Below are 19,252 nucleotides of genomic sequence, written 5' to 3'. Positions count from 1 at the left end.
CCAGGAATGACCTCCATGACACACCGCTTATCGCTGCGCCGCCTGGCCCTGTGCCTGGCCCTGATCACCACCGGGCTCACGGCCGGCGCCCAGGCCGCCAACGAACAATACTTCCCTTTGCAGAGCTACCGGGTCGGCCCTTACGCCGCTGGCGGCAGCGGTTTCTTCGGCGGTTTCATCGACTACCTGCAATACATCAATGCCAACGGCGGAGTGAACGGCGTCAAGCTGACCTGGAGCGAATGCGAGACCGAGTACGTGGTGGAAAAAGGCGTCGAATGCTATGAACGCCTCAAGGGCGGGCTCAACGGTGCGCCGGCCGCCGCCACCAACCCGCTGTCAGTGGGCATCGCCTACGCCACGCTGGAACGTTCAACGGCCGACAAGTTGCCGCTGATCACCATCAACCATGGCCGCACCGACTCCACCGACGGCAGCGTATTCCCTTACGTATTCCCGTTGCAGTTGAACCCGTATTCGGAAGTCTCGGCGATCATCAACTACATCGGCCAGCGCGAAGGCGGCGCCGACAAGCTCAAGGGCAAGAAAATCGCGGTGCTCTACCACGGCTCGCCCTACGGCAAGGAAACCAACGGCGTGCTCCAGACCCTGGCGAAAAACGCCGGCTTCGAACTGACCTTGCTGGAAGTGCCGCACCCCGGCAACGAGCAACAATCGCAGTGGCTGAACATCCGTCGCCTCAAGCCCGACTGGGTGATCCTGCGCGGCTGGGGCGTGATGAACCCGGTGGCGCTTAAATCCGCGCAGAAAGTCGGCTACCCGGCCGATCACATCATCGGCAATATCTGGAGCAACTCCGAAGAAGACGTGGTGCCGGCCGGTGCCGCCGCCAAGGGGTTTATCTCGATCACCACGCACCCGTCGGGCACTGACTTCCCGGTGCTGCAAGGCATCGCGCAAAGCGTGGTGAATGCCGGCAAGGGCAACCTGGCCGACCCCAAGCGATTTGGCACCGTGTATTACAACCTGGGCGTGGTCAACGGCATTCTCAACGTCGAAGCCCTGCGCCTGGCCCAGGAAAAATATGGCCAGAAGCCCCTCACGGGCGAGCAAGTGCGCTGGGGCTTCGAACACCTGAACCTGGACGACGCGCGCCTGCAAGCGCTGGGCGCCAAGGGCCTGGTGCAACCGCTGAAACTGTCCTGCGCCGACCACGAAGGCGGCGGCGCCGTGCGCTTCCAGCAATGGGACGGCCAACGCTGGAACCTGATCAGCGACTGGGTACAAGCCGACCGCGCGCTGCTGCGACCGATCATCGAAGCCTCCGCAGCCGGTTACGCGAAAGAGAAAGGCATCACGCCGCGTGATTGCAGCCAGGAGCAGTGAGGCATTTGCGATCCGCTGTCAGCGAGTTGCTCCTACGCCAGCCAGCGGCCAACCGACGCGCGCTGCCCGAACGAGACTGGCCTTGACAACCCAGCGGTGAAACGGCGCGATAACAAAAATGTAGGCTCGGCCCAGGCGGTTGTGGCAGTGGACAACGGTTGAAAAAACCAGTTGGCGACTGCCGTCTGGCTCGGCCTCATCCGCACACAGGACCGATATGCGAAAGTCCAGGTGCTTGTCGTCTTCGCCCAATACGATTTCGCTGCGGTGGGTGCTGTAGACCTTGAAGACGCCCACCCGATCAGCCAGTGATGCCAGGTACCTGGCGGTCTTGAGACCAAAACAGGCAACGATCGTGTCGCGCACCGTCATGAGCCAGCCGACCCACGCTGGCTGGTGGGACAGGATGAATCGCGCCAGCACATCCGCGTCACCGGACGTGCCCGCCGGGAGCCGAATCGCAAAAGCGTCAGCCAGGTGCATCGATTGATAAAGGTGGGTGATGCCGGACCTTGAGGGGACAGGCACGGCCGTAACGAGCGCGAATTCTCGGGGCATCGGGGGGATCTCTTCTGAGTGCCAAGGGACATGAGCATGGATCAAAGGGATGTCGTCAACGTGCCCACTTCTGCTTGCCGAATACTGAGCCCGATCAAGGCATCATAGAGCGCTTGCTGGCCGGTTGGCAGTACCGGAAGCAAAGTCGCACGGCGCTTGTCGACATCGAACCAGGACTCCACCAGCCATCCCACCAGATAGAGCGCCGAAAGGCATCCGCCAGCGGTTGCAACGTTTCCGTGGAAGACAAGAGGCCGGTCCATGCACTCAACTCCAAGAGCCTGCAGCTGTGATCGTGCATCCGGGTGCGTCGTGGCCTGGCCGCTGAGCAGCCCAAGCCGTTCGAGAATGAAAGCGCCGGCACAGATGGCGCCGATGCGCTGGCGTTTGGGGTCAAGTTCAAACACCGGCAGGAAATCCGGGGCGGCAAGTGCAGCGGGTATGCCTTCCTTACCGCTGACGAACAATACCGCGTCGGCACTGTTGGCCTCGCGAAGCGGACCGTGCACCGAAACAGGCAGGCCGTGCGCCGATCGCACCGTGGGACTGGCACCCACTATTCGCACGTGCCAGTCCTGCGTATTGCGGCCTAGAATGTCCCACATCAGGAACAGGTCGATATCGGTGAAGTGGTCGAAAGCAACCAGAACGATTTTCTTCAAGGCGAACTCCATGAACAGGCAGGCCTGCAAAACGCAGCGGCCATCTATGCGGGTGTTCGTAGCCTATCCATCGTTTGCGCACCATACACAGCCTGTATGGCGCTAAATAGGGAGTGAATAACGGGTGAGCACACTAACGCGGCACCATTGGATAGCGGCGGGTTTTGAGGCGCTCGACCAAGCGGGGCATTCTGGCGTGTCGGCCGAGAGTCTGTCGCGCCGCTTGAATGTGACCCGTGGATCCTTCTATCACCATTTCCGCAATCGCGAAGACTTTGTCCGCACCTTGCTGGCCGCCTGGGAGGAAGACTACACGGAGCGCATGCTCGCTTATGCCGCGCAAGGTCATAGCGCCGGCGAAACCTTGAAACGCTACTTGAGTATTGCCGCTGAGAAACAACCCGGGCGGGAAATTTCCATCCGCGCCTGGTCGCTGCACGATCCGTTGGTGGGCGAGTTCCAGCAGCGTGTGGACGCAAGACGCCTGGACTTCGCCATACGCACCTGCCGCAGCGTGGTGAACAGGCCCGGCGAAGCCGAAGTGATGGGTCAGATGGCCCATCTGTGCCTGATTGGCGGCCAACAGGCGGGGTTACGGCGTGATGCCGCGCGCTTCAACCGTTTCCTGCACCGAGCCGTTTCACTTTTTGAAGGGGCTCTTTCGCCGTGGCGGCTTCGATCCTGAGCTGAGGGTTGTCTTTTGATCGAGTTGTAGCAGAGCCACGTTCTGATCGATGCGGCCTTGGATCATGCGCAAGGTGTCTCGGTTAATCGCCTGTGGGTACAGCTCTTCGGCGATGCTTGCAAACCGGCTCGCTACCTCACAAATGCCGTCAATCACTCGGCCTGCAACCTCCGGGGGCAGCTCGGCTTCCTCGGCAAGCCTGAGCATATGTGCGCGAGAAATCGACAGGGCTTCTCCCATAACGTCCATCTGGTGGTAACCGCCTGGCCCCTCGCAGAAGGTCACGTCATAAGCCGGGGACAGTCTCCACTGACCGCCTTTGGACATGACATAGGCAAAATTCTTGGGATGATCGTCTCTGTTGTTGAACGCAACATTGAAGACGGCACGCTCGAAGGCCACCGCCATTTCTCGCACATCATTGGTACACATCTGCGTTGCCCGCAAGAAGTTGACATAGTCCAACACCCCAGGAGACCGGTAATTGGCCCCCGTAAAGGCCGCGAGGCTTTGCATGGGGATGCGCACGCCGTCCCGGCGGTCAAATCGCTTGCTGGCAAACGCTGCCAACCCACCGGGCAGACTGAAGTACTGCGTGTCAGCGGTCTCGATACCGCACAGGCGCAGGCATTGGGCATACACCATTTCGATGGCGCACACCTCGGCCTGTTCTTCTTTGGCCGGGAACTTGATCAACCATGCCTCAAAACCCGGCGTGACGGCGGTGGTGAACCTTCCCGTTTCCGGATCGCGATAGACGAGGGCCTTGGGCCTGGCGCCTTGAGGCGAGCCGCCCACCAGCAGCAACGTCTGCAGGAACTCGCCCCCATCGCCATGGAGCACTTGGTGCACTTCGGTGGCAAGCCGCTCCAGCGAAATGTGGGCAGTGGATTCCAGCCCTTCGGGTACCACGGGCTCGAATGTCATGGCGCCCATCGCGCTGCTGCCGACGTAGGCCAGCCGTTCCAGTGGGCCGATGCGCGCGGTGGTGAGCCCGCGGCGCCGGAACAGTCGGTCCATCAACAACATGCCCCACCCATCCGGCAACGCGTCGTAAACAGGCCCTGGCAAGTACAGCTGGTGGTCTGGAAAGTCTCGGCGCAGTTGAGCCCCCTCCAACGGCAGCGTATAGGAGGACAGTTCCAAGCCCCTTTGCCTGGCTTGATGGGTGTACTCGAACAGGATCAATGGGCGACCGGTCAAGGCGGTCGTGGACACCAGCGTGCCCCATTGCCACCGCTCGCCCCAGCCCTCGTAGAAGACATTCACCTGCTCAAGCATTGCCGGGCTTCCTCTTGGTACGCAGACGATTGGCGCTGTTTTCATAGCGTCGAATGTCCTCGATGCTGTCCAGCTTAGGCAGGAACAGGCCTTCGAGTTCCTTGGTCCGGCCAAGGGCCATCGCCACCCGGACCAGGTTCTCGAACCCGACATTGCGCCCGGCTTCAAGGTTGGAAACGGTGTTGGTGCCGATGCCGGCACGTCCGGCCAGGTCGACTTGTGTCATGTCCAGCGCCAGACGCTCTGTGCGCAAGCGATCGCAGAGGCGCTTGACGACCTCGCTCGGCTTGCTGAAGCTTAAATCCAACATAGTGTGTACCCAGCCCATGCCCTGCCAGTTAACCCCCGTGACTATAGAATTAACCACAGTGACTAACAAGCATGTTAAATCCAGTATTTTGGGTGTTAACGTCTGAACCTTTACGATTACCCACGATTTATTGGATTTATAGAGCAAAGAATGGGCGCAAGAAAAACGCCATTCGTGCATTACAGCCGCGTAACGTCAGCCCTTCAACGGCGCTGAACGCAAAAAGCCCACACCTGCACAGGCATGGGCATTTTGCTCAAGCGGTTACTTCCCGGCGTGTTTGACCTGCACTTCCGGCATCGCCGAAGAGTGATGGTTGAGAATTTTCCACTGCTCGCCCACCTGCTCATAGACAAAGGTATAGCGTGCCTGCACCTGGCGCACCTTGCCGTCCGATTCGGTCAGGGTGAAGGTGTACACACCGCTGTCCATGGCGACGTTGCTGCCCAGTTGGCGGATCTCACGGTAGTTGATCTGGCCCACCGGCTTGAGCATCAGGAAGTGGTCGAAGTAGTCGGTGATCTGCTCCGGCGTGGTGCGCACCTGGTTGGACACGGTCGGCTGCAACACGGCGCCCGGTGCGTAGAGGTCCACTACCGATTTAACGTTGCCGGTCTGCAAGGCGCTGTTCCAGCGATCGAACAGCCCGGCAATCTCGCGGTCTTTCACATTGGCCGGCGCCTGGGCCACCTCACGGTACACATAGGGGGCTGTCTCGGCAGCGTGAACAATCGGTGCGCTCAGGGCAAACATCAGGGCAAGCGGCGCGATCTTGAATTTCATGGTGTTACTCCAGTGGTCGTCGTTGAGCCCACTTTGCCCTCCTCCCCCGCGCCCGCCATCGGCCAACCGGAGGTGTTTACCTATGCCATTTGGCAGATAGCGCCAAGGTGTTCAACGATGTTTAATACATCCCCCTCGCGCCCGCCGTCCACTGGAGCATTATCCGTGCATGACAACCCCCATGACCCCGGCAGCGCCTTGGCCATGCGCGCGCATTTCCGCCAGTCGGAAAGCCGTACGGCGCGCCTGCGTCTGTTGGTGGATACCGGGCAGCAATTGCGCGAACTGGCCCCCGACGCCATGCGCGAACGCGTACTCGCGCGGGCCTGTGGGTTTCTGGCGATGGACCACGGGCTGCTGCAGGAGTGGGACGCCGACGGCATCGCGCACACCAGCGCCCGCCATGGCAACCCGGCGCGATTGAGCAGGCTCGCCCACCTCGCCGACCGCAGCCTGCGCACGCCGTGTTGGCAGGATCGGCCATCAGAGGACTTGCCCAGCGTCCTGCAAGTGCCGTTGCGCGCCGGCGACGGTCCTGCCATTGGCGTACTGGTGCTGGGCAATAGCGTCAGCCTGCGCACGCCGGAGCATGAGGACAGCGAATCGCTGCAACTGCTCGCCACCTTGCTGGCTGCCCACCTTGAAAACGAGCGGCTGCTGAGCACCCTCAAGACGCGCGACAAAACCCTGTCCGACCTGGTCAACCGCTTGCTCCGCGCCCAGGAGGATGAACGCAAGCGTGTGGCCTACGACCTGCACGATGGCCTGGCGCAAACCCTCGCAGGTCTGCACCAACGGCTGCAAGGCTTCGCCGGGCGTTGCCCGCCGCTGCCGGACGCATTGGCCGCCGACCTGCAGGCGATACTGACCCTGGCACAACACTCGGTCGGCGAGGGTCGGCAACTGATCGCGGGCCTGCGTCCGACGGTGCTGGATGATTTCGGTCTGTTCAAAGCCCTCGATAAAGAAGCCGACCGCCTGCGTGACGCCGGCATCAACGTGCTCTGGCAGGCACACTGTGACACTCGCCTACCCAGCCAGGTGGAAATCGCCCTCTTCCGGATCGGCCAGGAAGCCATCAACAATGTGCTCAAGCATGCGCGCGCAAGCCAAGTGCAATTGACCCTGGCGCTGCGTGACGGTCACGCGTCGCTGCGGGTTGATGACAATGGCAAGGGCTTCACGTCGGAGCCGTCACTCGATGACGCCCAGCACCTGGGCCTCGCCACCATGCAGGAGCGCGCCAGCCTGCTGGGCGGCAGCTTTACCTGCGCCAGCGCCACCGACGGCGGTACCCGACTGCACGCTCGCGTGCCAGCCCACTGGATCGGAGTCCCTCAATGACCCACGTCTTGCGCCTGGTGCTGGCGGACGATCATGAAGTCACGCGCACCGGCTTCGTCTCCCTGCTGGCCGGCCACCCGCAGTTTGAGGTGGTTGGTCAAGCCAGCGATGGCCTGCAAGCGGTGGAACTGTGTGAGCGACTGCTGCCGGACATTGTCATCCTCGACATTCGCATGCCCGGCCTCAACGGTTTGGGCGCCGCCCGCTTGCTGCAACAACGCCTGCCGGAGGTGAAGGTGGTGATGTTCACCATGGACGACAGCCCCGAGTACCTCGAGGCGGCCATGCAAGCCGGTGCAGTGGGCTACCTGCTCAAAGATGCCAGCCGCGCCGAGGTGATCCAGGCGTTGCAACAGGTGGCCGCCGGCGGCGAAGCGCTTAACACGGCGGTCAGCGCCCGGCTGCTGCGGCGCATGACCGAACGCCAGGCCAGCGGTGCCGCCCCCGGCGAGCCACTGACCCCACGGGAGTGCCAGGTGCTCGGCCTGGTCGCCAACGGCATGAGCAACCGGGCCATCGGCGAACAGTTGGGCATCACCACCGGCACGGCCAAGGCCCATGTCGAGCGGGTGATCGGCAAACTCGGCGCGGCCGACCGCACCCAGGCCGCCGTGCGGGGCATCGCCCTGGGCCTGGTAACGCCATCATGAAGCGCCGCCGATGAAAAAATATTGGGCCGACCTGCCGTTACGCGGCAAAGCGCTGGTGGTCATTTCGCTGCCCCTGGTGGTGCTGTTGCTATCCCTGGTGCTGATCTACACCACGGAGCGCCAGACCGCTCGCGCCGAAGAAGATGTGCGCCGCGTGTTGCGCGTGCAAGGCGATATCCAGGCCGTGCATACCCTGCTCGCCGAAGCCGCCGCCAGCGTGCGCGGTTACCTGCTCACACACCGCGAAGACTTTCTGCCCACCTACCTGAACGCCAAGCCGCAGATCGAGTCAGCCCTGCGCCGGCTTGACCGCAACGTGCGCGATCAACGCGTGCGCGAGCAGCTCAGCGCGATCAAACCGCTGATCGAGGCCAAGGTCGACGGGCTGGAGCAGATGCTCAAGGACAGCAAGGCCACGCCGCAAGCCATCAGTGCCATCCTGATCAGCAACAAGCAGATCCTCGATGTCCTGCGCCAACACATCAGCACCATGCTCACCCTTGAAGACTCACTGCTGGCCGAGCGCAGCGCTGCGGCGTCCGACACCCGCCAAAGGCTGTTGCTGTCCACCTGGCTGGCGGCGATCTGCGGGCTGTTCGGGGCGATAGTCGCGGTGTTGTTTCTGTCCAAGGGCATCGTGGCCAGGGTGCAGAATGTACAGCGCAACGCCCAGCGCCTGGCCCAGGGCTCGCCGCTGCTGCCACAGCCCCCGGAAAAAGACGAAATCGGCCAGTTGGGCACCCGCCTGGTGGAGGCCGGGTTATTGCTGGCCGAACGCGAACGCGCATTGCGCGACAACGAAGAGCGCCTGCGGCTGATCATCGACGGGGTCAAGGACTACGGGATCTTCGCCCTCGACACAGCGGGCCATGTGACCAGTTGGAACAACGGCGCGCAGCGGATCAAGGGCTATACCGAACAGGAGATCATCGGTCAGCATTTTTCCCTGTTCTACCTGCCCGAAGAATGCCCGCAGCACCCCGACCTGGCATTGCGCGAAGCCACCCGCAACGGCGACTACACCGAAGAAGGCTGGCGCTGCCGCAAGGACGGCACGCGGTTCTGGGCCAGCGTGGTGATCACCGCGCAACACGATGCTACCGGCGCGCTGCGCGGGTTCTCCAAGATCACCCGCGACATTACCGACCGCCGTGCGGCGGAGATCGCCCTGCGCACCGCCCGCGAGGAAGCCGAACGCGCCAGCCGTGCCAAAAGTGAATTCCTCTCGCGCATGAGCCATGAACTGCGCACGCCGCTCAACTCGATCCTGGGCTTCGCACAGTTGTTGGACATGGACGTGCCCAAGACGCAACAGGCCAATGTCGGGCACATTCTGCGCGCCGGCCAGCACCTGCTCACGCTGATCAACGAAGTGTTGGACATCGCCAAGATCGAGGCCGGCAGCCTGGCGTTGAGCATCGCGCCGATCCCCCTGGCGAGTGCCCTGCAGGAGGCGTTGACCCTGGTGTCGCCCATGGCCGCCGACGCGGGCGTGCAGCTCCAGCCGCTGCCAGCGCTGGCGGCGGATACCGGCATCGTCGCCGACCGCCAACGCCTGACCCAGGTGCTGCTGAACCTGCTGTCCAATGCGATCAAATACAACCGCCGCGAGGGTCAGGTGAGCCTTGAGATCAGTATTCACGGTCAGCGGATCAGCGTGTCAGTGTGCGACACCGGCAACGGCATCGCCGCCGATCACATCGGGCAACTGTTCAAGCCGTTCGAACGCCTGGGGGCCGACCCGAATGTGGAAGGCAGCGGCCTGGGCCTGGCCCTGAGTAAAAGCCTGCTGGAAAACATGGACGGCCAACTCAAGGTGCAGAGCCAACCCGGCATCGGCTCGCGCTTCACCCTGGACCTGCCCTTCGTGCGCGTGGCTCACGCCCACAGTGGCGCCACACCTGGCATCGAGTCCGAATTGAAGCGCCCTGCCCCCGTCGCCAGCACGTTCCAGGGCAAGGTGTTGTGTATCGAACACAACCTCTCCAGCCTGGCGCTGATCGAAACCCTGCTGCAACGCCGGCCCGGCATACGTCTGCTGTCGAGCATGCAAGGCCAGCTGGGGCTGGACCTCGCCGCGCAGCATGCGCCACAGCTGATCCTGCTGGATGTGGCGCTGCCCGACATCGACGGCTTGAAGGTGCTGCAACGCTTGCGCCAGTCACCGATCAGCCACGACACACCGGTGCTGATGATCACCGCCGACGCCAGCGACCTGACCCGCCAGGCATTGCTGCAGGCAGGCGCCACCGCCGTATTGAACAAACCGATCAACGTGCCTGGGTTTCTTGCCCACCTCGACCAAGCTTTTCCGGAGCCTGCGTGAACCTCGACCTGCGTATCCTGATCATCGACGACCAACGCCCGAACCTCGACCTGGTGGAGCAGCTGTTGGCGCGCGAGGGCCTCACCAACGTGCTGAGCAGCACCCAGCCGCTGCGCACCCTGGAGTTGTTCAACAGCTTCGAGCCGGACCTGGTGATCCTCGACCTGCACATGCCGGAGTTCGACGGCTTTGCCGTGCTGGAACAACTCAACCGGCGCATCCCTCAAGGCGAATACCTGCCGATCCTGGTGCTCACCGCCGACGCAACCCGCGACACACGCCTGCGCGCCCTGGCCCTGGGCGCCCGGGATTTCATCAGCAAACCCCTGGACGCACTGGAAACCATGCTGCGGGTGTGGAACCTGCTGGAAACCCGAGTGCTGTACAAGACGCTGCGGACGCTGGTGCCGGCGGAACAGATTGAATTACTGCAGCGCTGCGGTTCGACGGCTATTCGGCGCTGCTAGTGCGGTTGGCTGATGAAGCCGGCCGTCGCTTCACGCACAAAGTCCTCATAGGCACGCAACGGATGCCCGATGATCGCCTCCAACCGCTCCACGGCACCTTCGGCGGCGTGCATGCCGAACGTCTGGATAGCGGCCATCATCAGGCGCATGTCGTACGCCAACCAACCGGGGCCGTAGGCAGCCAGTTGCCCTTCGAAGGCCACTACGTCGTCACCGCCGTAAGCGATTTCGCGGCCCAGGGCGGCACTCCAGATCTTCGCCACGGAAGCACCTGTCAGTGCGGTTGGCCCGACCAATTCCAGGGTTACGCGCTCAAGTGCGGAAGGTGCTTTATCGCGGCGCAACAGTTCTGCCACGGCTACATCGGCGATGTCGCGCGTATCGATCATTGAAACCCCGGCCGAGCCAATGGGCATCGGGTACACCGCGTAGTCCTGAATCGTCTGCCGGACCATGAGGTCGTTTTGCATAAAGTAAGCGGGACGCAGGATCGTCGCGGGCATATCGAGGCTTTCGAGCATGCGCTCAACCGTGTGCTTGCCGGTGAAATGCGGCACATGGGTGAAGGTGTCGGCATGGATCACCGACAGGTAAACGATGCGCTCGATACCCGCCTCACGCGCGAGGTTCAAGGTAATGAGGGCTTGGGTGACCTCGTCGGGCGTTACGGCATTGAGCAGGAACAGCGTGCGTACCGACGACAGCGCGGCGCGCAGGGAGACGACATCGGTGAGGTCCGCGACAACCTCGGTGACGCCTTTGGCGAAATCACGCTTGCCCGCCTGGCGAACCAGGGCCTTGACGTCGGCGCCCGCCTCGGCAAGGCCTTGGGTGACGAGTGAACCAATCGTGCCGGTGGCGCCGATAACCAGAATGCTCATGGTGAAACTCCTGCAGTGGGTTTAGGTGAGTCAGTGAGTGAAATCCGCAACGCTCGCTGCGATGTGTTCAACGATATGCTGTTGCGCAAGCGGAGCACAGATGCCAAAATCCAGACACTTCGTTTCAAAAGTGGAACACCATGAACCTGAACGCACTGATCGATTTTGCCCTCGTCGCCACCAATGAAGGGCTCGGAAAGGCCAGCCGTGCGAGCGGTATAGCCAAGGCGACCTTGTCGCGCCGCATCGCTGACTTGGAAGAACAGCTGGGCGTCAGGCTGATCGAGCGCAGCGCACGCGGCCTTAAACTCACTGAAGCCGGGGAAGTGCTGATGACGCGCACGGAAGGTCCGCTGGGCGAGGTGATCGAAGCCTTGACGGCGGCCCGCGAGGGCATCTCGACACCGCGCGGACGCTTGCGCGTGGCTGCCCCGGTTTTGTTCTCGCAGCTTGCAATGGGGCGCATTGGCGCCGAGTTCTGCGCCGCTTACCCAGAAGTCGAGATCGAAGTCGTCGCCGAGGATCGCCTGGTTGACCTTGTAGAGGAACGCTTTGACGTTGCCATCCGCATCAATCCCAGCCCGGACAGCAGCCTGGTTGGCCGTTGCTTCGCCAAAGACCGACTGATCGTGGTCGCGGCGCCGGAGGTGCTCAAGCCGCCGCCCGGCGCGATCCGGCCCGTTGCCGCTATCGTGACGTCGAGTTTCGAGCCCACCCACTGGCATCTCGATGGCGGGGAGCTGGTGCTTGAGCCCAACCCGAAGCTACGTTTCTCTTCGTTATTGATGGTGCGGGATGCAGCTGTCGCCGGCGCCGGCGCCGCTCTGATTCCACAGTCCATTGCCGGAAGCCAGCTTGCCCGTGGTGAGTTGGTCCAGTGGGGCACTGTGCACGGAATGGAACCCGCGCTGTGGGTGCTGCATACATCCAGGCGCCTTGCCGCGCCGAAGGTTCGCGCGTTTGTTGAGTTCATCTGCGCCCACTATCCGGGTATGGCGTTGGCGTTGAAGGGATAACGGCGCTCTCGCGTGAGTCTCTTGCAGCCTGCGCAATAGACTGTTGCCATCAAGGGCATTGATAGCACCCTAACGAAACCCCCATGCTGGTGGGCTGTCCGCGCGCTTATATCATTCCGAATGATAGTTACCTTTGCTTCATTCGATTCGTGACATACCGTCTCCCCGCGCATGATCCGCCCATCTCAATACATTGGCGGATGCACCTCATGGAACAGTCACTCAAACATTTGCGCTTCCCCCTGGCGATCCTGGCCGTGGTGGTGATGAGCGCGTGCGGCAAGACCCCGGACCAAGCGGCCGCCATGCCAGCGGCGAAAGTCAGCGTGGCCAAGGTGCTCGAGCAGCCGGTCAACGAGTGGGATGAATTCACCGGGCGCCTGGAAGCACCGGAAACCGTACAGATTCGTCCACGCGTGTCGGGCCAGATTGACCAAGTCGCTTTCACCGAAGGCGCTTTGGTCAAGAAAGGCGACCTGCTGTTCCAGATCGATCCACGTCCGTTCCAGGCCGAGGTACGCCGCCTCGAAGCCCAGCTTGCGCAAACGAAGGCCGCCGCCACCCGCAGCGATAACGAAGCGCAACGCGGCGACCGCCTGCGCCAGAGCAATGCGATCTCCGCCGAACTGGCCGACTCGCGCACCACCGCCGCCCAGGAAGCCCGCGCCGCTGTTGCCGGGATCCAGGCGCAGTTGGACCTGGCCAAGTTGAACCTGAGCTTCACCCGCGTCACGTCGCCGATCAGCGGCCGCGTCAGCCGCGCCGAGATCACCGCCGGCAACCTGGTGACCGCCGACACCACCGCGCTGACCAGCGTGGTCTCCACCGACAAGGTCTACGCCTACTTCGACGCCGATGAACGGGTGTTCCTCAAGTACACCGAGCTGGCCCGCCAAGGCCGTCGCGGCGCAACCACTCCGGTGTACCTGGGCCTGTCGAATGAAACCGGCAACCCGCACCTGGGCCAGATGAACTTCGTCGATAACCAGGTCAACCCGGCCACCGGTACCATCCGTGGGCGCGCGGTGTTCGATAACAGCAAGGGCGAATACACCCCTGGCCTGTATGCGCGCTTGAAGCTGGTGGGCAGCGGCACCTACTCCGCCGTGCTGATCAACGACGAAGCGGTGGGCACCGACCTAGGCAAGAAGTTCGTGCTGGTGATGGAGGGCGACAAGCCCGCCTATCGCGCCGTCGAACTGGGCCCGAAGATCGAAGGCCTGCGCATCGTGCGCAGCGGCTTGAACAAGGACGACACCATTATCGTCAAGGGCCTGCAGCGCGCACGCCCAGGTTCGCCGGTCGCACCGGAAACCATTCCGATGGCCAGCCAGGAAACCCTCGCCGCCTTGGCCCAACAACGACAAGCGCTTGAAGCCAGCAACCTGGAGCAAGTGGCGCCGGAAAAACCCGCGCCCAAGCTCGCCAGCAGCGCGACTCCACGCGGTTAAGGGATACGACTCAAGATGAATTTTTCCAAGTTCTTCATTTCGCGGCCGATCTTCGCAGCGGTGCTGTCGCTGTTGATCCTGATCGCCGGTGCAATCTCGCTGTTCCAACTGCCCATCAGCGAATACCCGGAAGTGGTACCGCCGACCGTGGTGGTACGCGCCAACTTCCCCGGTGCCAACCCGAAAGTCATCGGCGAAACCGTGGCGGCTCCGCTGGAGCAAGCCATTACCGGCGTCGAGAACATGTTGTACATGTCTTCGCAGTCGACCGCCGACGGCAAGCTGACCCTGACCATCACCTTCGCCCTGGGCACCGACCTGGACAACGCGCAGGTGCAGGTGCAAAACCGGGTGACGCGGACTCAGCCAAAACTGCCTGAGGAAGTAACGCGCATCGGTATCACCGTGGACAAGGCCTCTCCCGACCTGACCATGGTGGTGCACTTGACCTCCCCGGATCAGCGCTACGACATGCTGTACCTGTCCAACTACGCGATCCTCAATATCAAGGATGAGCTGGCCCGCCTGGGCGGCGTCGGCGACGTGCAGTTGTTCGGCATGGGCGACTACTCGCTGCGCGTCTGGCTGGACCCGAACAAGACCGCTTCGCGCAACCTGACCGCAACCGATGTGGTCAACGCGATCCGCGAACAGAACCGCCAGGTGGCCGCCGGTGCCCTGGGCGCCCAGCCGGCGCCGAGTGACACCAGCTTCCAGTTGTCGGTGAATACCCAGGGCCGCCTCGTCACCGAGGAAGAGTTCGAGAACATTGTGATTCGCGCCGGCGCCAACGGTGAGATCACCCGTCTGAAGGACATCGCCCGGGTCGAGCTGGGCTCCAGCCAATATGCGCTGCGCTCGCTGATCGATAACCAGCCTGCCGTCGCGATTCCGATTTTCCAGCGGCCAGGCTCCAACGCCATCGATATCTCCAACGATGTGCGCGCCAAGATGGCCGAGCTGAAAAAGGGCTTCCCGGCCGGCATGGATTACCGCATCGCCTATGATCCTACGATCTTTGTACGCGGCTCCATCGAAGCGGTGGTGCACACCCTGTTTGAAGCGCTGATCCTCGTGGTGCTGGTGGTGATCCTGTTCCTGCAGACCTGGCGCGCCTCGATCATTCCATTGGTGGCGGTGCCGGTATCGTTGATCGGTACGTTTGCGGTGATGCACCTGTTCGGGTTCTCACTCAATGCCTTGTCGCTGTTCGGTTTGGTACTGGCCATCGGCATCGTGGTCGACGACGCCATCGTGGTGGTGGAGAACGTCGAACGTAATATCGAACTGGGCCTGGAGCCGTTCCCGGCCACCGAAAAAGCCATGCGCGAAGTGACCGGCCCGATCGTCGCCACGGCGCTGGTGCTGTGTGCGGTGTTCATTCCGGCCGCCTTTATCAGTGGCTTGACCGGACAGTTCTACAAACAGTTCGCCTTGACCATTGCCATCTCGACGGTGATCTCGGCATTCAACTCGTTGACGCTGTCCCCTGCCCTGGCGGCCGTGTTGCTGCGCGCCCATGACGCACCGAAGGACCGTTTTTCCAGGTTCCTCGACAAGCTCTTCGGCGGCTGGCTGTTCCGTCCCTTCAACCGCTTTTTCGAAAAGGCCAGCCATGGCTACGTCGGTACCGTGCGCCGGGTGATTCGCGGCACGGGTATCGCCCTGTTCGTGTACGCCGGCCTGATGGTGCTGACGTTCTTCGGGTTTGCCCACACGCCGACCGGTTTCGTGCCGGCCCAGGACAAGCAATACCTGGTGGCCTTCGCCCAACTGCCCGACGCCGCGAGCCTGGACCGTACCGAAAGCGTGATGAAGCGCATGTCGGACATCGCTCTGAAGCAACCCGGCGTGGAAAGCGCGATTGCGTTCCCTGGCCTGTCGATCAACGGTTTCACCAATAGCCCGAACAGCGGCATCGTATTCGTCACCCTGAAACCGTTTGACGAGCGTAAAGACGCGAGCATGTCAGCGGGTGCGATTGCCGGTGCGCTGAACGGCCAGTACGCCAGTATCGAAGAAGCCTATATGGCGATCTTCCCGCCGCCGCCGGTACAAGGCCTGGGCACGATCGGCGGGTTCCGCCTGCAGATCGAAGACCGTGGCAACCTCGGCTATGACGAGCTGTATAAAGAAGTGCAGAACGTCATCACCAAAAGCCACGGCGTGCCTGAGCTGTTCGGCCTGTTCACCAGCTACACAGTCAACGTGCCGCAGGTCGATGCCGCCATCGACCGTGAAAAGGCCAAGACCCACGGCGTGGCAATCAGCGACATCTTCGACACGCTGCAGGTCTACCTGGGTTCGTTGTACGCCAACGACTTCAACCGCTTCGGGCGTACCTACCAGGTCAACGTGCAGGCCGAGCAACAGTTCCGCCAGGACTCCGACCAGATCGGCCAGCTGAAAGTGCGTAACAACAAAGGCGAGATGATCCCCCTGGCGACCTTCATCAAGGTCAGCGACACCTCGGGGCCGGACCGCGTGATGCACTACAACGGCTTTATCACCGCTGAAATCAACGGCAACGCCGCACCGGGCTACAGCTCCGGCCAGGCCCAGGCCGCGATTGAAAAACTGCTCAAGGATGAACTGCCCAACGGCATGACCTACGAGTGGACCGACCTGACCTATCAGCAAATCCTCTCGGGCAACACCGCGCTGTTCGTGTTCCCGCTCTGCGTACTGCTGGCGTTCCTGGTACTGGCCGCCCAATACGAAAGCTGGAGCCTGCCATTGGCGGTGATCCTGATCGTACCGATGACGCTGCTGTCGGCCATCACCGGGGTGATCATCTCCGGCGGCGACAACAACATCTTCACCCAGATCGGCCTGATCGTACTGGTGGGCCTGGCCTGCAAGAACGCGATCCTGATCGTCGAGTTCGCCAAGGATAAACAGCAGGAAGGCCTCGACCCGCTCGCCGCGGTACTGGAAGCCTGCCGCTTGCGTCTGCGGCCGATCCTGATGACCTCGTTCGCCTTCATCATGGGTGTGGTGCCACTGGTGTTGTCCAGCGGTGCCGGTGCCGAGATGCGGCATGCCATGGGCGTGGCGGTGTTCTCCGGGATGATCGGGGTGACCTTCTTCGGTCTGTTGCTGACGCCGGTGTTCTACGTACTGATCCGTCGCTATGTGGAGCGCAGCGAAGCACGCAAAGCGGCCAAGGCCTTGAAGCTGGAGACACAGCAATGAGCGTGAAAGTATTCCTGCCGAGCTTGCTGGTACTGGCGCTGAGCGCCTGTGCCGTGGGCCCGGACTACAAAGCCCAGACCCCGGAGGCGGCCAACATCACGGCCGCCGCCAATGCCAAGCAATATGACCATGCCAGGTTCGAAGGCATCTGGTGGCAGCAGTTCGAGGACCCGACCCTCAACCAGTTGGTCACCCAGTCGCTGCAGGGCAACCGCGACCTGCGCGTCGCCTTTGCCCGTCTGCGTGCGTCCCGTGCGATCCGCGATGACGCCAGCAACGACGCCATGCCGACCATCACCAGCCGCGTCAGCAGTGACCAGGGCAAGGGCCAGATTCCCGGCCAGACCACCCGCCGCGTCAAGACCGAGCGCTACGACCTCGGCCTGGACATGGCCTGGGAACTGGACCTGTTCGGTCGCATCCAGCGCAACCTGGAAGCCACCGACGCCGACCAGCAGGCCGCTGAGGCTGACTTGTACCAGCTGCAAGTCACCATGATCGCTGAACTGGTGGACGCCTACGGCCAACTGCGTGGCGCGCAACTGCGTGAACGCATTGCCCTGGACAACCTGAAAAACCAGCAGGACTCCCGCGGCATCACCGTCAGCCTGCGCGATGCCGGCGTGGGCGACCAACTCGACGTGGAACGCGCCGATGCGCGCCTTGCGTCGGTGGAAGCCAGCGTGCCGCAACTGCAGGCAGAGCAAGTGCGCGAGCGTAACCGCATCGCCACCCTCCTCGGCCAACGCCCCGACAAACTCAGCGTGGACCTGAGCCCGAAAGACCTGCCAGCGATTGCCAAGGCGCTGCCGATTGGCGACCCGGGGCAACTGCTGCAACGGCGCCCGGACATCCTCAGCGCCGAACGCAAACTGGCGGCCGCCACCGCACGCATCGGCGTGGCCAAGGCCGACCTGTTCCCACGGGTCAGCCTCAGCGGCTTCCTCGGCTTCACCGCCGGGCGCGGCTCGCAGATCGGCTCGTCCGCCGCCAATGCCTGGGCCCTTGGCCCGAGCATCACCTGGGCTGCCTTCGATCTCGGCAGCGTGCGCGCCCGCTTGCGCGGCGCGGACGCCGAAGCCGATGGCGCCCTGGCGAACTACGAACAGCAAGTGCTGTTGGCCCTGGAAGAATCTGAAAACGCCTTCAGTGACTACGGCAAGCGTCAGCAACGCCTGGTCTCGCTGATCCGCCAAAGCGAATCCAGCCGCGCCGCCGCCGACCTGGCCGCGATCCGCTACCGCGAAGGCACCGTGGACTTCCTGGTCCTGCTCGACGCCCAACGCGAACGCCTGGCCGCCGAAGACTCCCAGGCCCAGGCCGAAGTGGATCTGTATCGCGGCATCGTTGCGATCTACAAGGCGCTGGGAGGTGGCTGGCAGCCGGATACGGTGGTCGCTACCGCCAAGTGATGTAAAGAGCTCCTTTGGTTGGTCGCATCCAGCCATTTTTTAGCCCTGCGATCCATTCGGTTGCGGGGCTTTTTTTTGCCCGGTTATCAGTGAGTCAAACAGTTTTTGCCTGTTGGTAATCCTTATCCGTCAGACACTTCCCAAATTTCCAAATGTCTTAAATATCATTCAAAAGAGGTCGATAACGGGACGTACCCTTCATCTATAAGGAAACGAACATGGACATGAGAGTGACAATACCTAATGTACTTTCCAAACAGACCGATGCGTTCGTCATCAAGAACCCGGAAAAGGTCACGAATGCTTTCACAATCACGGAAGAGTCAAACGCCGTTGACGAACTGCGAATGTGGCGGCAAGGCGAGCTAGCGGATTTGAAAGAGTTTTTGAAGAAGTATGATATGACGTCTATCAGCACCGATGAGCTTAAGCAGGTGGGGAGGCGGTTGTTCGATAGTAAAGTAATCGATGAGCAGGCTTTCCTGATTTTCATATCCGGAGATGGCGCCTCTGACGCCACCGGCAGACAAACGAACACGCATGTAAAATTCAATGCAATTGCGCTGTTCGACGAAAAGCTGGAGGGCTACCTTGCATTTGTAAAAAGCAACCCAGACGTAGGCCGCTCACAGGGCATTCCGGAATATATACAGGGCATGTTTGACGCCAATCGTGCCATTAATGCCCTCGCGTATTTCGCAAATTCGTCAAAACATGATTTGTCGGTGGAGGAGCGGGCCTGATAATGAAGCAACAAGAAGGTAGCAGCGTGCCAGGGCTCTGACACACTGCTATCACTGCTGCCTAGCGTCCGTATCTGACAGTTCCGGAAAAGGCCTTCAAGCCGGTATCAGGATTGTGCGCCCTGACTCTATATGTACCGA

General features: G+C 62.0%; 17 protein-coding genes. 11 read left to right on the top strand and 6 right to left on the bottom strand.

Annotated elements, in window-relative coordinates; all coding sequences use genetic code 11:
- Nucleotides 1-15 precede the first annotated feature (15 nt).
- Nucleotides 16-1,347, top strand: a complete 1,332-nt coding sequence (locus C4J84_RS12320) for an ABC transporter substrate-binding protein (RefSeq protein WP_124370649.1) — start codon at nucleotides 16-18, stop codon at nucleotides 1,345-1,347.
- Nucleotides 1,348-1,365: 18 nt separating this feature from the next.
- Here the strand turns inward: C4J84_RS12320 and C4J84_RS12315 are convergent, their stop codons facing one another.
- Together C4J84_RS12315 and C4J84_RS12310 are read right to left on the bottom strand one after the other, a co-directional pair.
- Complete coding sequence (locus tag C4J84_RS12315) at nucleotides 1,366-1,905, bottom strand: DUF2867 domain-containing protein (protein ID WP_124435421.1); 540 nt, start codon at nucleotides 1,903-1,905, stop codon at nucleotides 1,366-1,368.
- A gap of 41 nt (nucleotides 1,906-1,946) precedes the next feature.
- Complete coding sequence (locus tag C4J84_RS12310) at nucleotides 1,947-2,567, bottom strand: DJ-1/PfpI family protein (protein WP_124370647.1); 621 nt, start codon at nucleotides 2,565-2,567, stop codon at nucleotides 1,947-1,949.
- Nucleotides 2,568-2,691: 124 nt separating this feature from the next.
- On the opposite strand from C4J84_RS12310, the gene C4J84_RS12305 reads away from it, so the two are divergent.
- Nucleotides 2,692-3,252 (top strand): TetR/AcrR family transcriptional regulator, encoded by a 561-nt coding sequence (locus C4J84_RS12305; RefSeq protein ID WP_124366962.1) that lies wholly within the window; start codon nucleotides 2,692-2,694, stop codon nucleotides 3,250-3,252.
- Here C4J84_RS12305 and C4J84_RS12300 read toward each other — a convergent pair.
- From C4J84_RS12300 to C4J84_RS12290, 3 genes are all read right to left on the bottom strand, one after another.
- Nucleotides 3,208-4,533 carry a type II toxin-antitoxin system HipA family toxin gene (locus tag C4J84_RS12300; protein WP_124435420.1) on the bottom strand — a complete coding sequence of 442 codons (1,326 nt, stop codon included), beginning with the start codon at nucleotides 4,531-4,533 and terminating at the stop codon, nucleotides 3,208-3,210. The genes C4J84_RS12305 and C4J84_RS12300 overlap by 45 nt on opposite strands.
- Nucleotides 4,526-4,843, bottom strand: a complete 318-nt coding sequence (locus C4J84_RS12295) for a helix-turn-helix domain-containing protein (protein ID WP_124435419.1) — start codon at nucleotides 4,841-4,843, stop codon at nucleotides 4,526-4,528. Before C4J84_RS12295 ends, C4J84_RS12300 begins: the two co-directional genes overlap by 8 nt.
- A gap of 264 nt (nucleotides 4,844-5,107) precedes the next feature.
- A complete protein-coding gene (locus C4J84_RS12290) occupies nucleotides 5,108-5,626 on the bottom strand; it encodes an SgcJ/EcaC family oxidoreductase (protein ID WP_124435418.1) in 519 nt (172 codons plus the stop codon).
- Between the two features lie 165 nt (nucleotides 5,627-5,791).
- On the opposite strand from C4J84_RS12290, the gene C4J84_RS12285 reads away from it, so the two are divergent.
- Genes C4J84_RS12285 through C4J84_RS12270 form a run of 4 tightly spaced genes read left to right on the top strand, consistent with a single transcriptional unit; the run spans nucleotide 5,792 to nucleotide 10,413 of the window.
- Complete coding sequence (locus C4J84_RS12285) at nucleotides 5,792-6,970, top strand: sensor histidine kinase (RefSeq protein WP_124435417.1); 1,179 nt, start codon at nucleotides 5,792-5,794, stop codon at nucleotides 6,968-6,970.
- Nucleotides 6,967-7,620, top strand: a complete 654-nt coding sequence (locus tag C4J84_RS12280; protein WP_124435416.1) for a response regulator transcription factor — start codon at nucleotides 6,967-6,969, stop codon at nucleotides 7,618-7,620. The genes C4J84_RS12285 and C4J84_RS12280 overlap by 4 nt, the downstream gene beginning before the upstream one ends.
- Nucleotides 7,621-7,630: 10 nt before the next feature.
- Nucleotides 7,631-9,946, top strand: coding sequence for an ATP-binding protein (locus tag C4J84_RS12275; RefSeq protein ID WP_124435415.1), 2,316 nt, complete (start codon nucleotides 7,631-7,633; stop codon nucleotides 9,944-9,946).
- Nucleotides 9,943-10,413 (top strand): response regulator, encoded by a 471-nt coding sequence (locus C4J84_RS12270; protein ID WP_124419963.1) that lies wholly within the window; start codon nucleotides 9,943-9,945, stop codon nucleotides 10,411-10,413. Before C4J84_RS12275 ends, C4J84_RS12270 begins: the two co-directional genes overlap by 4 nt.
- Here the strand turns inward: C4J84_RS12270 and C4J84_RS12265 are convergent.
- Complete coding sequence (locus tag C4J84_RS12265; protein WP_124435414.1) at nucleotides 10,410-11,294, bottom strand: NmrA/HSCARG family protein; 885 nt, start codon at nucleotides 11,292-11,294, stop codon at nucleotides 10,410-10,412. The genes C4J84_RS12270 and C4J84_RS12265 overlap by 4 nt on opposite strands.
- A 140-nt stretch (nucleotides 11,295-11,434) precedes the next feature.
- Between C4J84_RS12265 and C4J84_RS12260 the strand changes: the two genes are divergently transcribed.
- From C4J84_RS12260 to C4J84_RS12240, 5 genes are all read left to right on the top strand, one after another.
- A complete protein-coding gene (locus C4J84_RS12260) occupies nucleotides 11,435-12,310 on the top strand; it encodes a LysR family transcriptional regulator (RefSeq protein WP_124435413.1) in 876 nt (291 codons plus the stop codon).
- Nucleotides 12,311-12,519: 209 nt separating this feature from the next.
- Nucleotides 12,520-13,761 carry a multidrug efflux RND transporter periplasmic adaptor subunit MexE gene (mexE, locus tag C4J84_RS12255; protein WP_124362756.1) on the top strand — a complete coding sequence of 414 codons (1,242 nt, stop codon included), beginning with the start codon at nucleotides 12,520-12,522 and terminating at the stop codon, nucleotides 13,759-13,761.
- 15 nt (nucleotides 13,762-13,776) lie between these two features.
- Entirely contained in the window at nucleotides 13,777-16,956 is a 3,180-nt protein-coding gene (locus C4J84_RS12250) for an efflux RND transporter permease subunit (protein ID WP_124366953.1), read from the top strand.
- On the top strand, nucleotides 16,953-18,368 hold the full coding sequence (locus C4J84_RS12245; protein ID WP_124435412.1) for an efflux transporter outer membrane subunit: 1,416 nt from the start codon (nucleotides 16,953-16,955) through the stop codon (nucleotides 18,366-18,368). The genes C4J84_RS12250 and C4J84_RS12245 overlap by 4 nt, the downstream gene beginning before the upstream one ends.
- A 218-nt stretch (nucleotides 18,369-18,586) precedes the next feature.
- A complete protein-coding gene (locus tag C4J84_RS12240; protein ID WP_124435411.1) occupies nucleotides 18,587-19,111 on the top strand; it encodes a hypothetical protein in 525 nt (174 codons plus the stop codon).
- The last annotated feature ends 141 nt before the right edge of the window (nucleotides 19,112-19,252 follow it).

It is taken from the genome of Pseudomonas sp. R11-23-07 (genome assembly GCF_003852295.1).
GTDB lineage: Bacteria > Pseudomonadota > Gammaproteobacteria > Pseudomonadales > Pseudomonadaceae > Aquipseudomonas.
Note: the sequence above shows the minus strand (reverse complement) of the source record. Positions and strands in the feature narration are given on the sequence as shown.

Bases quoted from the DNA above. Each gene is read 5' to 3' on its own strand.
- C4J84_RS12240 (WP_124435411.1), top strand. From the start codon at position 18,587: ATGGACATGAGAGTGACAATACCTAATGTACTTTCCAAACAGACCGAT.
- C4J84_RS12245 (WP_124435412.1), top strand. From the start codon at position 16,953: ATGAGCGTGAAAGTATTCCTGCCGAGCTTGCTGGTACTGGCGCTGAGC.
- C4J84_RS12290 (WP_124435418.1), bottom strand. From the start codon at position 5,626: ATGAAATTCAAGATCGCGCCGCTTGCCCTGATGTTTGCCCTGAGCGCA.
- C4J84_RS12275 (WP_124435415.1), top strand. From the start codon at position 7,631: ATGAAAAAATATTGGGCCGACCTGCCGTTACGCGGCAAAGCGCTGGTG.
- mexE (WP_124362756.1), top strand. From the start codon at position 12,520: ATGGAACAGTCACTCAAACATTTGCGCTTCCCCCTGGCGATCCTGGCC.
- C4J84_RS12320 (WP_124370649.1), top strand. From the start codon at position 16: ATGACACACCGCTTATCGCTGCGCCGCCTGGCCCTGTGCCTGGCCCTG.
- C4J84_RS12260 (WP_124435413.1), top strand. From the start codon at position 11,435: ATGAACCTGAACGCACTGATCGATTTTGCCCTCGTCGCCACCAATGAA.
- C4J84_RS12250 (WP_124366953.1), top strand. From the start codon at position 13,777: ATGAATTTTTCCAAGTTCTTCATTTCGCGGCCGATCTTCGCAGCGGTG.
- C4J84_RS12300 (WP_124435420.1), bottom strand. From the start codon at position 4,533: ATGCTTGAGCAGGTGAATGTCTTCTACGAGGGCTGGGGCGAGCGGTGG.
- C4J84_RS12315 (WP_124435421.1), bottom strand. From the start codon at position 1,905: ATGCCCCGAGAATTCGCGCTCGTTACGGCCGTGCCTGTCCCCTCAAGG.
- C4J84_RS12265 (WP_124435414.1), bottom strand. From the start codon at position 11,294: ATGAGCATTCTGGTTATCGGCGCCACCGGCACGATTGGTTCACTCGTC.
- C4J84_RS12280 (WP_124435416.1), top strand. From the start codon at position 6,967: ATGACCCACGTCTTGCGCCTGGTGCTGGCGGACGATCATGAAGTCACG.
- C4J84_RS12295 (WP_124435419.1), bottom strand. From the start codon at position 4,843: ATGTTGGATTTAAGCTTCAGCAAGCCGAGCGAGGTCGTCAAGCGCCTC.